10 protein-coding genes are annotated in these 13,437 nt (G+C 67.8%); 8 read left to right on the forward strand and 2 right to left on the reverse strand.

What is annotated here, in order from left to right:
* Positions 1-9: 9 nt before the first annotated feature.
* Complete coding sequence (locus tag M6D93_RS07940; RefSeq protein WP_249773821.1) at positions 10-2,073, reverse strand: glycogen debranching N-terminal domain-containing protein; 2,064 nt, start codon at positions 2,071-2,073, stop codon at positions 10-12.
* 424 nt (positions 2,074-2,497) lie between these two features.
* Here M6D93_RS07940 and M6D93_RS07945 point away from each other — a divergent pair, with 424 nt between their 5' ends.
* The 5 genes from M6D93_RS07945 to ligA all read left to right on the forward strand — a co-directional run bounded on the left by M6D93_RS07945 (position 2,498) and on the right by ligA (position 9,250).
* The gene (locus M6D93_RS07945) at positions 2,498-3,472 is read left to right on the forward strand and encodes a LacI family DNA-binding transcriptional regulator (protein WP_249773822.1); all 975 of its coding nucleotides are present in this window, start codon (positions 2,498-2,500) and stop codon (positions 3,470-3,472) included.
* A gap of 58 nt (positions 3,473-3,530) precedes the next feature.
* The gene (locus M6D93_RS07950) at positions 3,531-4,799 is read left to right on the forward strand and encodes an extracellular solute-binding protein (protein WP_249773823.1); all 1,269 of its coding nucleotides are present in this window, start codon (positions 3,531-3,533) and stop codon (positions 4,797-4,799) included.
* Positions 4,800-4,917: 118 nt separating this feature from the next.
* A complete protein-coding gene (locus M6D93_RS07955) occupies positions 4,918-6,078 on the forward strand; it encodes a carbohydrate ABC transporter permease (protein WP_249773824.1) in 1,161 nt (386 codons plus the stop codon).
* Entirely contained in the window at positions 6,075-6,971 is an 897-nt protein-coding gene (locus M6D93_RS07960; RefSeq protein ID WP_249773825.1) for a carbohydrate ABC transporter permease, read from the forward strand. Before M6D93_RS07955 ends, M6D93_RS07960 begins: the two co-directional genes overlap by 4 nt.
* Before the next feature lie 137 nt (positions 6,972-7,108).
* Entirely contained in the window at positions 7,109-9,250 is a 2,142-nt protein-coding gene (ligA, locus tag M6D93_RS07965; protein WP_249773826.1) for an NAD-dependent DNA ligase LigA, read from the forward strand.
* Positions 9,251-9,296: 46 nt separating this feature from the next.
* Here ligA and M6D93_RS07970 read toward each other — a convergent pair whose 3' ends face one another.
* Entirely contained in the window at positions 9,297-9,950 is a 654-nt protein-coding gene (locus M6D93_RS07970) for an ACT domain-containing protein (protein WP_249773827.1), read from the reverse strand.
* Positions 9,951-10,076: 126 nt separating this feature from the next.
* Between M6D93_RS07970 and gatC the strand changes: the two genes are divergently transcribed.
* From gatC to gatB, 3 genes are read left to right on the forward strand one after another with little or no spacing between them, the layout of a single operon-like run.
* On the forward strand, positions 10,077-10,388 hold the full coding sequence (gene gatC / locus M6D93_RS07975) for an Asp-tRNA(Asn)/Glu-tRNA(Gln) amidotransferase subunit GatC (RefSeq protein ID WP_249773828.1): 312 nt from the start codon (positions 10,077-10,079) through the stop codon (positions 10,386-10,388).
* Between the two features lie 6 nt (positions 10,389-10,394).
* Positions 10,395-11,915 (forward strand): Asp-tRNA(Asn)/Glu-tRNA(Gln) amidotransferase subunit GatA, encoded by a 1,521-nt coding sequence (gene gatA / locus M6D93_RS07980; RefSeq protein ID WP_249773829.1) that lies wholly within the window; start codon positions 10,395-10,397, stop codon positions 11,913-11,915.
* On the forward strand, positions 11,915-13,408 hold the full coding sequence (gatB, locus tag M6D93_RS07985; protein WP_249773830.1) for an Asp-tRNA(Asn)/Glu-tRNA(Gln) amidotransferase subunit GatB: 1,494 nt from the start codon (positions 11,915-11,917) through the stop codon (positions 13,406-13,408). Before gatA ends, gatB begins: the two co-directional genes overlap by 1 nt.
* Positions 13,409-13,437 lie beyond the last annotated feature (29 nt).

Raw genomic sequence — 13,437 nt, forward strand, 5'->3', positions numbered from 1 at the left:
CCCGCCCGCTCATCCGATCGTGGCGTGGCCCAGCTCATCGATAACCACGGAGAGCTCGCGGCCGGCGAACCGGATGCCCCGCACTGCAAATGCCCCTTCCTCACTGGTCGGGTGCAGTTGGGGGCCCGAGCCGTCGGCGGCCAGCCGCAGTCCGAGCCGGGCCACGATCCCCGCGCCGACTGCGGCGGCGGCCCAGGCTTGAGGTCGGCACGCCGCGGGGTAGGCGGCCGGGCGGGGGTGCCGGCTTCGATCGTCGCCGCTGTAGAGCTCCGGTAGGCGGTAGTCGAATCGTTCGGCGGCGGCGAGCAAGCCGTCCATGAGCGTGGCCGCCTGTTCGCCGAAACCCTCAAGGCTCAGCCCGCGGACCGCCAAGGCGGTGTCGTGCGCCCAGACCGAGCCGCAGTGGTAGGACAGCGGGAAGTACCCACCGGCATCGCTGGACATGGTCCGCAGGCCGAATCCACTGTTGAGCTCGGGCGAAACCAGCAACGCGGCGATCGCAGCCGACTCGTCCGGATCGAGGATGCCGGTTCCCAGCAGGTGCGCGATGTTGCTGGTCAGGGAGTCGACTGCTTTTTTCTCCCCGTCGAGGGCAAGTGCCGGGTAGCGACGCCGGCCGTCGAAGACCCAGAACCGTTCACGAAAGCGGGTACGCAAAGCGTCGGCCCACGCCAGCCAGTGCTCGGACCCGTCCTGGCCGAAGGCGGCGAGCAGTTCCGCGCCGTGCCGAGCGGCTTCGTGGGCGTAGCCCTGGACCTCGCAGAGCGCGACCGGTCCCTGGGCGATCCGGCCGTCGGCGAAGCGGACCGAGTCGCCGGAATCCTTCCATCCCTGATTGGACAGTCCCCGGCCGGACTCGTCGAGGTATTCGAGGAATCCGTCGCCGTCAGGGTCGGCATGGCATTCCAGCCATCCCAGGGCCGCCTGCAACGACGGGATGAGATCGGCCACCTCGGCCTCGGGCATGCCCCACTTCCAGGCGTCATAGAGCAGGCAGATCCACAGCGGCGTGGCGTCGACGGTTCCGTAGTACAGCGGCGGGAGGTACATCGATGTCGCCGAGCCGGACACGCCATCGTGTTCGGTAGCCGTAGCGCGCAGTTCATGGGGGATCTTGCCGGGCTGTTCGGCCGAGACCGGGTCGACCTTGGTGCCTTGCAGCGCGGCCAGCGTGCGCAGCGTACCGGCGGCGAGTTCGGTGCCCAACGGCAACATCAGCCGCGCGGCGATGAGGGAATCGCGTCCGAACAACGTGAAGAACCACGGCGATCCGGCCGCGAGGAAGACGTCCCGGGGCTGCTCGGGCCGGGTCAGGGTCAGGGCGCGCAGATCGGCCAGTGAGCGCTGGACCCACGGCGCCCAGCGCGAGTCGGCGGCGCTGACCTCCACGCCGTTCCAGAACTCGGTCGACGCCGGCTGGACCACGGTCGCCTCGACCTCGGCGTGCAGTTCCCAGCTCAGGCTCAGCGACTCGCCGGCCTGCAGTTCGACGGGCCATTCCAGTTGTGCCGATCCGTCGCTGTGCAGGACGTGCCGGGCCTGGTGGCCGCGAATCCGAACGTGGGCTCCGGAACCGTCCGCGGTCAGACCGCCGTCCTGATCCAGTTCGCCCCTATCCGGCAAAGCGAACGGGACAAGTGCGGTTCGGTGACCGGACTTGATGTCCTCGACGGTGGCGAAGTCGGTAGCCACCGCGAGTACGAGGACCGTCGACACCGCACGGTCGTGAGCGGTCACGTGCAGGGTCTCGCTCATCACGCCCGGGCGGATGCGCCGGATGCGGTCGATGCGGACTGCTGGGTCGGGCGTCGGCCCGGGCAGGGCCCGTGCGACGGCCGAGGCCCGCAGCTCCGTCGCCGAGACCAGACCCGCGCCGACGCCGATCGGGCGCTCGCCGGCCACGGTGATCCTCGCGCAGGAAAGCACCCGCACGTCGGAGTGCACCACGCCCTGAGCACCACCGCGTTCGATCTGACCGTCAGCCTCCGACAGCGCCACCGTAGGCGCGGCGAGGACGGTGACGAGCTCGTGCAGCCACGGCTGACGAAGCGGGTGTCGCACAGGTTCGGCCATGGTGGATCCCAATCAGATCGACAGCTCGACGCCGCAGCTAGGCATAGTTACCGAATACGGCACTGCGGACTGTATCGCCCGATATCCGGACTCGTAATGGTTCCAATTCGCGCAAAATGCTTGACAGGCGGCGGTGCACGAGTGACTCTAGCAACGATTTGATCGTTCAAACCAGCAAATGCGTGACCTTCCGGCAATAGCCGCGAAACGAACGTATGACCGGCCCGCGGGTCGCTGGCTCGCTGGCTTGCTGGCCGCACGACCTACCCGTCTTGCCCGACCCGCACGATTTGCCCAACCCGCACCACTTGCCCGACCGCTGATGCCCGACTGCTCCTCGACGTTGGCGAGGGCGACGACCGTGAGGAGGTGACCGGACCTGAACACGCACTCCTCCCGCCCCACGCTGGAAAGCGTCGCGCGGATGGCCGCCGTCTCGCGCCAGACCGTCTCCAACGCGGTGAACTCCCCGCACCTGGTTCGCGCCGACACGCTCGAACGCGTCCGAGCGGTCATCGCACAGGTCGGATACCGGCCTCACCGCGCCGCGCGAACCCTGCGCACGCGCCGTTCCCATCTACTCGCGGTTCCGCTGCAGCCGCCCACCGACACCATCGGCGGCAGCGTGCTCGACCAGTTCCTGCACTCGCTGACCGTGCACGCACAGGCTCAGGACAACCGAGTGCTCCTGTTCGCCGCCGAGGACGATGACCGCGAGATCGCGCTGTACGACGAACTGCTCGACGACCACGACGTGGACGCCTTCGTCCTGACCGGCACTCATCGCAACGACCGCCGCACCGAATGGCTGGCCGGACGAGGCGCGGTGTTCGTGACCTTCGGACGTCCCTGGGGCGCCGATGCCCACCACGGTTGGGTCGACGTCGACGGTGCCGCCGGAACGTTCGCGGCCACCATGGACCTCATCGAGCGGGGCCACCGGCGGCTGGCATTCCTGGGCTGGCCGGACGGGTCGGGGGTCGGCGACGATCGACGGTTCGGTTTTGATCGCGCCTGCGCGCAAGCCGGAATCTCGATCACCGGGTGGCGGCTCAGTGTCGTCAACGAGCTCGCTGCGGGCCGGGCAGCCGGCGCGCAACTGCTCGATGCCGACGAACCTCCGACGGCGATCGTCTGCGTCTCTGACACCCTCGCGCTCGGGGTCTGGACCGAACTGACCGCTCGCCGGCTGCAACCAGGCCGGGACGTGGCCGTGGTCGGCTTCGACGACACGCCGACCGCCGCGGTGATCGGTCTGTCCAGCGTGGCTCAACCGCTCAACGAGGCCGCGATGGCGTGCCTGCGCATGCTCACCGACGTGCTCAGTGACCCGGCCGACGGCCCTCCCGACCCTGTCCTGCTCGAACCTCGCCTCACCTCACGAGCGAGTAGCGGATGAGGGTCCTACCCGTTTCCCCCGGCGTCCAGCCGCGATCACCCACCACCGGAAGGACATCATGAAGATCGGAAAACTGACCCTGGCGACCACCGTCGCCGCTGCTGGGTTGCTGGCCTTGTCAGCATGCAGTAGCAGTAAGGGCTTCTCCGGAAGTAACAACGCCAGCGGCTCCAACAGCGCGGGTACCACGGGCACCGGACCGATCAGCGTGCTCATCGGATCCTCCGGTAGCGCTGAGACCGCCGCGGTCAAGGCCGCCGCGGCCGCCTTCACCACCAAGACCGGTGTGAAGGTCACGGTCACGCCCGCGCAGAACCTGACCCAGCAGCTGAGTCAGGGGATGGCAGCCAACACTCCGCCGGACGTCTTCTACCTGGACACGTCCTCGTTCCAGAACTACGCCAAGACCGGCGCCCTGTACGCCTACGGCGACCAGGTCAGCAACCCGGGGGACTTCTTCCCGGCGCTGAAATCGTCCTTCACCTACAACAACAAGTTCTACTGCGCGCCCAAGGACTGGTCCACGCTCGGCCTGGTCGTCAACACCGATGACTGGACCAAGGCCGGCCTGACCGATGCCGACGTCCCCAAGACCTGGGACCAGTTGGCCACCGTCGCCAAGAAGCTCACCACCGGCGGGCAGGTCGGTCTCACGCTGGATCCGACCCATTCCGGTATCGATGAGTTCCTGCTGCAGAACGGCGGAACCCTCATCTCCGACGACAAGAAGTCGGCGACCTTCGACAACGACAAGAACGTCCAGGCGCTGACCTACGTCAAGAAGCTGCTCACCGATGGCGTCGCGAAGTACCCGTCCGCACTCGGCGCCGGCTGGAACGGCGAGGCGTTCGGCAAGAACAAGGCGGCCATGACCGTCGTCGGAAACTGGATCGACGGCGCCATGAAGAGCGACTACCCGAGCGTGAAGTACAAGGTCTTCGAGTTGCCGGCCGGACCGACCGGAACCAAGGCGACCAACTCCTTCACCAACTGCTGGGCGATCCCCACGGCGAGCAAGAACCAGGCCAACGCGGTAAAGCTGGTCGACTTCCTGACCTCGGCCGATCAGCAGATGAGCTTTGCCAATGCCTTCGGTGTGATGCCCTCGCGTCAGTCCGCCAAGGACCAGTGGACGGCGAAGTTCCCCAACGACACGGCCTTCCTGTCCCAGGCCGCCGATGCGCATCCGGATCTCGCTCTTGCCGGCGGTTCGCAGGCGATCGCCGACTTCGACGCCAAGCTGGCGCAGCTGGCCAGCACGGATCCCAAGACCATCCTGTCCGCGGTCCAGAAGAACATCACCTCGGTGATCCAACAGAACGGCTGATCGGCCCCCCAGGTCCTGACGCGCACATCCTTGGCGCGTCAGGGCAAACCAGCCGGTGGCGGTTCCCTCGACCGCCGGGAACCGCCACCGCTGCCGTTCACCACGAAGGAGACCTGCCGTGAGCGCGACCGAACAGGCCTTGGGCCAAGCCGATTCGCTGAGCACCGCCTCGAGCGGCCGGCAGCGCCGCCGGACCTCCGGGCCGGGCATCCGCGGCCGAGAGGCGCCGGCCGGCTGGCTCTTCACCGCCCCGGTGATCGTGCTGATCGTGCTGTTCCTGGTGGTACCGATCCTGATGGCGCTGTGGGTCAGCTTCAGTAACTGGACCGGCATCGGCAGCCCGTTCGGTTCATCGGTCAAGTTCGTCGGCCTGAAGAACTATCGCTTCCTGCTCTCCGAGGACGGCTTGTCCCGGCAGAGCATGATGGAAAGCCTTCGCAACAACTTCTACTACGTTCTGTTCGTCGTACCGATCCAGACCGCGCTGTCGCTGCTGCTGGCGGTGATCGTCAACCGACGTCGTCTGGCCAGCCGAGGATTCTTCCGTACCGCCTTCTACTTTCCCTCGGTCACGTCCTCGGTTGCGATCGTCATCGTGTTCCTGTTCCTGTTCGGCGGCAGCGGGGTGGTCAACGCGCTGCTGGCCAAGTTCGGGGCCACCGGACCGGACTGGCTCAACCAGACCGACGGCCTGTTCCACATCGGCCTGGCCAAGCTCGGGGTCCACAATCCCCCCGGTTTCCTCATCCATCACGCCTTGCTCGGACAGTCCTGGTGGGAGTGGCTGGCCGGACCGAGCGCGGCGATGACCGTGCTGATCGTGCTGGCCGTCTGGACCACCTCGGGCACCTTCATGCTGATGTTCCTGGCGGCGCTGCAGAACGTCTCGGCCGATGTGGAGGAAGCCGCAATCGTCGACGGTGCCACCGGATGGCAGCGGTTCTGGAAGGTCACGCTGCCGATGCTGAGGCCGACGCTCTTCCTCGTTCTGACCCTCGGTCTCATCAGCACCTGGCAGACGTTCGACGCGCAGTACATCATCGCCAACAACAACCCGTCGATCGTCACACCTGCCTATCTGTCCTACCAGGTCTCCTTCGTCAACCGGCAGTGGGGACAAGGTGCGGCGATCTCCTTCATCCTGTTCTTCATCATCATCGCGTTCGCGGCGTTCCAGCGCTGGGTGTTGCGTGACCGGGACGAGATCCGTGATCGTCGCCGGGCGCGCGAGCAGGAACGCCAGACCCGTAAGCGCCACCAGGGAAAGGCAGCAGCGTGAGCACGACAACCCGCACGCCCGAGTCCCAGCAGGATCAGGCTCGCCCGCCGCGGCCCTACCGGGTGGGGCAGTCCCGTCCGCTGGCCAGATTCGGCCTGTACACGGCAGTGATCCTGCTGGCCCTGCTGTACATCTACCCGTTCCTGATCGAGCTCGGCACGGCGTTCAAGACCGATCCGGACGCCAGCAACCACCCGTTGAACCCGATCCCGACGACCTGGACCACCAACGCCTTCCATCAGCTCGCCCAGCAGGACTTCAGCCGGTGGTTCGCCAACTCGGCGATCGTGGCCATCTCGGTCACGATCGGGCGCGTGTTCTTCGACTCGTTGGCCGGATATGCCCTTGCGCGCCTGCGGTTCTTCGGTCGCAGTGCGCTGTTCGCCGCGATCGTAGCCGTGATGGCGGTCCCGAGCGTCGTGCTGCTGATCCCCAAGTTCCTGGTGCTCAATCAGATCGGCATCTACAACACCTACACGGGCATGATCGTGCCGCTGATCACCGATGCCGCCGGCGTCTTCATCATGAGGCAGTTCTTCGAATCGGTGCCGGTGAGTATCGAGGAGGCCGCCCACATCGACGGGGCGGGCACGTTCCGTACCTTCTGGTCGGTCGTGTTGCCGATGGCCCGACCGGCCCTGATCACCCTCACCATCCTGTCCTTCCAGGGTTCGTGGAACGAGCTGGGCCACTTCGTGGTCTCGCGGTCGAGTCCTTCGCTGAACACCCTCACCACCGGGGTGGCGACCCTGGTGAGCGGCGGCCTGGGCAAGACGAACCAGTACCCGCTCAAGCTTGCGGCCGCCCTGCTGATGACCATCCCGGTCGCCCTGCTGTTCTTCGTGTTCCAGCGCTACATCATGCGAAGCTCGGAGGGCGCGGTGAAGGAGTGACGGCCGATCACCCACCACAGCGGCCGAACCACGAGTTCGTCCGGACCGCCTCCGGTGCCGTGGCCGAGATCGACGGCAGCCCCGTCACCGCCCATCGCTGCCCAGTCGTGTCGTAGCTGCGCGGTAACTTGTGCGGTGTGAGCACAGACGCCGCCTCCGAAGCGCCGAGCGAGGTCAGACAGCGCCACGCCGAGCTGTCCGAGCAACTGCTCGATGCCTCCTACCGTTACTACGTGCTCGACGCTCCGACGATCGCCGACACCGACTATGACCACAAGTTGCGCACGTTGCAGGCGATCGAGGACGACTACCCCGAGCTGCGAACGCCCGATTCACCCACCCAGCGGGTCGCGGGCGACTTCTCATCGCAGTTCACCGCCGTCGACCACCTCGAGCGGATGCTCTCGCTGGACAATGCGTTTTCCCTCGACGAGCTGACCCAGTGGGCGCAGCGGGTGGAGAAGGAGGTCGGTGCGGAATCGGTCCGCTACCTCTGCGAGTTGAAGGTCGACGGCCTGGCCATCGACCTCGTCTACGAAAACGGCAGGCTGACACGCGGCGCGACGCGGGGTGACGGGCGTACCGGTGAGGACGTCACCGCCAACGTCCGCACCATCGCCGGGATCCCGGATCACCTCAGCGGCGAGGACATCCCCGAGATCCTCGAGGTCCGCGGCGAGGTGTACTTCCCGTTGGAACGCTTCGCCGAACTCAACGCCAGCCTCGTCGAGGCCGGCAAGGCTCCCTACGCCAATCCTCGAAACACCGCCTCTGGCTCGCTGCGGCAGAAGGATCCGCGGATCACCGCCGCGCGCAGACTGCAGATGGTCGTACACGGCGTCGGGTTGGTCAGCGGGGGGCCGGCCGTGGACAACCAATCCGACTGGTACCGGCTGCTGCACGGCTGGGGGTTGCCCACTTCCGATCGGGCCAAGGTCGTGGACTCCCTCGACGCGGTCACGGAGTTCATCGCCTACTACGGCGAGCACCGCCACGACGTCGAGCACGAGATCGACGGTGTCGTGGTGAAGCTGGACGCCTTGTCCAGACAACGCCAGCTCGGCTCGACGAGCCGGGCTCCACGATGGGCGATCGCGTTCAAGTACCCGCCGGAGGAGCTCAACACCAAGCTGCTCGACATTCGGGTCAACGTCGGGCGCACCGGCCGGGTCACCCCGTTCGGAGTGATGACACCGGTCCTCGTCGCCGGATCCACCGTGGAGATGGCCACGCTGCACAACGCCAGCGAGGTCAGGCGTAAGGGTGTGCTCATCGGCGACACCGTGGTGCTGCGCAAGGCCGGCGATGTCATCCCCGAGATCCTGGGCCCCGTCGTCGAATTGCGGGATGGCTCGCAGCGAGAGTTCGAGATGCCCACCCGGTGTCCGGCCTGCGGCACCGAGCTCAAACCCGAGAAGGAGGGCGACGCCGACATCCGGTGTCCCAATCAGCGTTCCTGCCCCGCCCAGCTGCGAGAGCGCCTGTTCCACGTCGCCGGGCGGGGGGCTTTCGACATCGAGGTCCTCGGCTACGAAGCCGCGGTGGCGCTGCTGGCCTCCGGGGTCGTCTCCGACGAGGGCGACCTGTTCACCATCACCGAGGATCAGCTCAAACAGGTTGCGCTGTTCACCCGCAAGGACGGCGAGCTGGCAGCGAATGCCCGCAAGTTGCTCGACAATCTCCAGACGGCCAAGACCCGACCGCTCTGGCGCGTCCTGGTCGGGTTGTCGATCAGGCACGTCGGTCCGCGCGCGGCCCAGGACCTGGCGCGTGAATTCGGCTCCCTCGACGCGATCGCCCGAGCTGACGTCGAGCAACTGGCCGCTACCGACGGCGTCGGGGCGACGATCGCCGAAGCCATCCGGGACTGGTTCGCCGTTGACTGGCACCGCGACATCGTGGAGAAGTGGCGGCGCGCGGGGGTCCAGCTCGAAGAGGAACGCACTGCCGACGACGGTCCCAAACCGCTGGCCGGGCTGTCGGTCGTCGTGACCGGCTCGCTGGTCGACTTCAGCCGGGACAGCGCCGCCGAGGCCCTGACGAGCCGGGGAGCGAAGAATTCCGGGTCGGTGTCGAAGAAGACCTCATTCGTCGTGGTGGGCGACAACGCGGGCAGCAAGCTCACCAAGGCCATCGAGCTGAAGATCCCCATCCTGGACGAGGACGGTTTCAAGGTGCTGCTCGAACTCGGGCCGGACGCGGCGGCCGAACGCGCGCGTATCGGAACCGACACCGATGACCGCGCCGGCTCAGACGACCTCGGCGACGACAGCGACTGACCGGCGCGCCCGCCCGCGCCCGCCGGCCGCGACGTGCGCGTGCGGGTCAGGGATTGAGGACGGTCGCCGCGATCGAGGCCAGGTGGGACATCCGGATGATCTCGCTCGCCAGCCAGCGCAGGGCCGGCCTTCCGACCAGGATCGCGTCGCTGCCGAGCGGGACGACCGCCAGCTCGGTTCCCAGATTCGCCCAGTCACCCGGCGCCCAACTCGCTTCGGCGTCCAGCGGTCGAGGTGGGGAGGCGGGCCACCACGGGGTGGGCAGGCTCTCGATTTCCGGCGCCGCTGTACTACGTGCCAACACCGTCGCCGGCTGCCCGTCGGTTTCCGGTGCCTGCAGGATCAACGCCCACCCGGAACGGAACAGCCGGCAGACTCCGTCGGCCAGGATCGTGGCCGCGTCGTCCCGGTTCACCGCGAGCTTTTCCAGCAGTTCCAGCTCACGGAACGGGTCGATCGTCCCCGCGTACGGCCTGATCGATTCAACCCGTACCCCCGGGACGCTGGACGCGGCGGTCACCAGGCTGTCGGCCAGCTTGTCCACGGGCAGTTCGACGACCAGATCGTCGGTTGCGTGCCCTGGGGTGCGCTCAACGATGTCGACGGACAGGATGTCCGCACCGGCGTGACCCAGGGCGGTCGCGACCGCGCCCAGGGCGCCGGGGCGGTCGGGCAGGACGACTCGGATCAGATAGGACACCGGGCGATTGTCCCAACCCGATGTATCTCTGCTGTTACCCGGTGTCACCGACACGCTTGCCGGGGTGCCGAGCCGGACCCCCCGGTGGCCGACCCCGGCCTGCGCAGACCCCTAGACTCAGACCCTGTGTCTGACGATCGTCCTTCCCTGACCCGAGACGAGGTCGCGCACCTGGCGAAGTTGGCCAGGCTGGCTGTGACCGATGACGAACTCGACCTTTTCGCCGGCCAACTCGACGTCATCCTGTCCGCGGTAGCGCGCATCGGCGACGTCGCGGCGGCCGACATCCCACCGACCTCGCACGCGGTCCCGCTGGAGAATGTGTTCCGGCAGGACGTGACCAGACCCTCGTTGCCTCGCGAGGATGTACTGGCCGGCGCGCCGGCGGTCGAGGACGACCGCTTCCGGGTCCCGCAGATCCTGGGCGAAGAGGAGTAGGACCGGATGAACCTGCATGAACTGTCGGCGGCCGATACCGCGGCCGCCATCGCGGACGGCACAGCCAGCGCCGTCGAGGTTGCTCAGGCGCACCTGGACCGGATCTCGGCGACCGACGGGCAAGTCAAGGCCTTCCTGCACGTCGACGCCGAGGGCGCGCTGGCGGCGGCGCAGGCCGTCGACGAACGCCGAAAGGCGGGCGAGGCACTCGGTCCGCTGGCCGGCGTTCCGCTGGCCATGAAGGACGTCGTCGTCACCAAGGGCGTGCCCACGACGTCCGGGTCGAAGATCTTGCAGGGTTGGGTGCCTCCCTACGACGCCACCGTCACTCGCAAGGTCCGCGAGGCCGGCATCGTCATGCTCGGCAAGACCAACATGGACGAGTTCGCGATGGGTTCCTCGACCGAGAACTCCGCCTACTTCCCGACCTCTAACCCCTGGGATCTGTCCCGCGTGCCCGGCGGATCCTCCGGAGGTTCCTCCGCCGCGGTCGCGGCCTTGCAGGCACCGCTGTCGATCGGCACCGACACGGGGGGATCGATCCGACAGCCCGCCGCGGTCACCGGCATCGTCGGCCACAAGCCGACCTACGGCGCAGTCAGCCGGTTCGGACTGATCGCGTTCTCCTCGTCCCTGGACCAGGCCGGTCCGTTCGGCCGGACGGTCCTCGACACCGCCCTGCTGCACGAGGTGATCGCCGGCTACGACGAATGTGACTCGACCTCGATCCCTACCCCGGGTCCCGACGTCGTCTCCGCGGCCCGGCTCGGTGCGCAGGGCGACCTCAGCGGCGTCCGGGTCGGTGTGGTGCGCGAGCTGACCGGTGCCGGCGGCGGCTACCAGGACGGCGTGCTCGCCTCGTTCCGCTCCGCGGTCGACACCCTCGCCTCCCTCGGTGCGGAGATCGTCGAGGTCAGCTGCCCCAACTTCGACTATGCCCTCGCGGCCTACTACCTCATCGCGCCGAGCGAGTGCTCCTCCAACCTCGCCCGGTTCGACTCGGTGCGCTACGGCCTGCGGGTCGGCGACGACGGCACCCGCTCCCTGGAGGAGGTCATGTCGCTGACCCGCGAAGCCGGCTTCGGGCCGGAGGTCAAGCGACGCATCATGATCGGGACCTACGCCCTGTCCTCGGGCTACTACGACGCGTACTACGGCCAGGCGCAGAAGGTGCGCACCCTGATCGCCCGCGACTTCGCCGACGCGTTCACCGCCGCTGATGTGCTGGTCTCGCCGACCTCGCCGTTCGTCGCGTTCGGCATCGGTGAGCGGGTCGCCGACCCGATGGCGATGTACGTCAACGACCTGTGCACCCTGCCCGCCTCGCTGGCCGGCATTCCCGCCATGTCGGTTCCCAGCGGGCTGTCCGACGAGACCGGCCCGGCTCTGCCGGTCGGATTGCAGATCATGGCGCCGGCGATGGCCGACGACCGCTGTTACCGGGTCGGCGCCGCGTTCGAGGCGGCCTACAACGCGGCCCACGGGCCGATCCTGTCGAAGATCCCGGTTCTGGGAGGGGCGGCCTGATGGCGCTGCGCTACGAAGACGTCCTCGCTCGCTACAACCCGGTAATCGGGCTGGAGACCCACGTCGAGCTCGGTACCGCATCGAAGATGTTCTGCGGCTGCTCCACCGTCTTCGGCGCGGAGCCGAACACCCATACCTGCGCGGTCTGCCTGGGACTTCCCGGCGCATTGCCGGTGGCCAATGCCAAGGCGATCGAGTACACGATCAAGATCGGCCTGGCGCTCAACTGTTCCATCGCGTCCTGGTGCCGGTTCGCACGCAAGAACTACTTCTATCCCGACATGCCGAAGAACTTCCAGACATCGCAGTACGACGAGCCGCTCTGCTTCGAGGGCTACCTGGACGTCGACGTCGAGGGCCGGACGTACCGGGTGGGCATCGAGCGTGTCCATCTCGAGGAAGACACCGGCAAGAACACCCACGTAGGTGGGGCAACGGGGCGTATCCACGGCGCGGAGTACTCCCTCGTCGACTACAACCGGGCCGGGATCCCGCTGGTCGAGATCGTCACCAAGCCCGTTGAGGGAACCGGGCCGCTGGCGCCCGAGGTGGCCAAGGCCTACGTCACCGAGCTGCGCGACATCCTGCGCACGTTGGGCGTGTCCGATGTGCGGATGGAGCAGGGAAGTCTGCGCTGTGACGTCAACACTTCGCTCTCGCCGGTCGATTCGACGGAGTGGGGCACCAGGAGCGAGACCAAGAACGTGAACTCGCTACGCAGTGTCGAGCGCGCGGTCCGCTCGGAGATGCTGCGGCAGGCCGAACGGCTCGACGCCGGGCAGCGGATCAAGCAGGAGACGCGCCACTTCCAGGAGACCACGGGCGACACCCGCTCGGGACGAAGCAAGGAGGAGGCGACCGACTACCGGTACTTCCCCGAGCCCGACCTCGTGCCGATCGCTCCCGCCGCCGACTGGGTCGCCGAGATCAAGGCCTCATTGCCGGAGCTGCCCGCCGCCCGCCGGGCCCGACTGCAGTCCGAGCTGGGCTTCACCCAGGCCGAGCTGGCGCAGATGACCAACGCCGGAGTCGTCGCGGCGATCGCCGACACCGTCGCTGCGGGGGCGCCGGCAGCGGAGGCGCGGAACTGGTGGATGGGCTATCTGGCCCAGCAGGCCAACGCGTCGGACACCGAGGCCAGCGCGCTGCCCATCACCGCGGCGCAGGTGGCGCGGGTGATCGAGCTCGTGGCGGCCGGCACGCTGTCCACCGCGCTGGCTCGTCAAGCCGTCGACGCGGTACTCGAAACCGGTGAGGACGTCGACGCCGCCGTCGCCAGCCGAGGACTGGCCGTCGTCTCCGACACCTCGGCCTTGACCGACGCGGCGCGGGCGGCAATCGCTGCCAATCCGGACGTGGCCGACAAGGTGCGAGCCGGCAAGGTGGCCGCCGTCGGTGCGCTGGTGGGCGCGGTCATGAAGGCCACCCGGGGCCAGGCTGACGCCGCCGCGGTCCGGGCGATCCTGCTCGCCGAGCTCGGGGTCGCGGAGTAACTGCCGGTGCTCGGCCCGCGCGCCCGGCC

The organism is Jatrophihabitans telluris (assembly GCF_023516435.1).
Lineage (GTDB): Bacteria > Actinomycetota > Actinomycetes > Mycobacteriales > Jatrophihabitantaceae > Jatrophihabitans_A > Jatrophihabitans_A telluris.

What these genes read in the sequence shown, in the direction of transcription:
- M6D93_RS07940 (WP_249773821.1), bottom strand. Translation starts at nt 2,073, where the DNA reads ATGGCCGAACCTGTGCGACACCCGCTTCGTCAGCCGTGGCTGCACGAG.
- M6D93_RS07945 (WP_249773822.1), top strand. Translation starts at nt 2,498, where the DNA reads ATGGCCGCCGTCTCGCGCCAGACCGTCTCCAACGCGGTGAACTCCCCG.
- M6D93_RS07950 (WP_249773823.1), top strand. Translation starts at nt 3,531, where the DNA reads ATGAAGATCGGAAAACTGACCCTGGCGACCACCGTCGCCGCTGCTGGG.
- gatA (WP_249773829.1), top strand. Translation starts at nt 10,395, where the DNA reads ATGAACCTGCATGAACTGTCGGCGGCCGATACCGCGGCCGCCATCGCG.
- gatB (WP_249773830.1), top strand. Translation starts at nt 11,915, where the DNA reads ATGGCGCTGCGCTACGAAGACGTCCTCGCTCGCTACAACCCGGTAATC.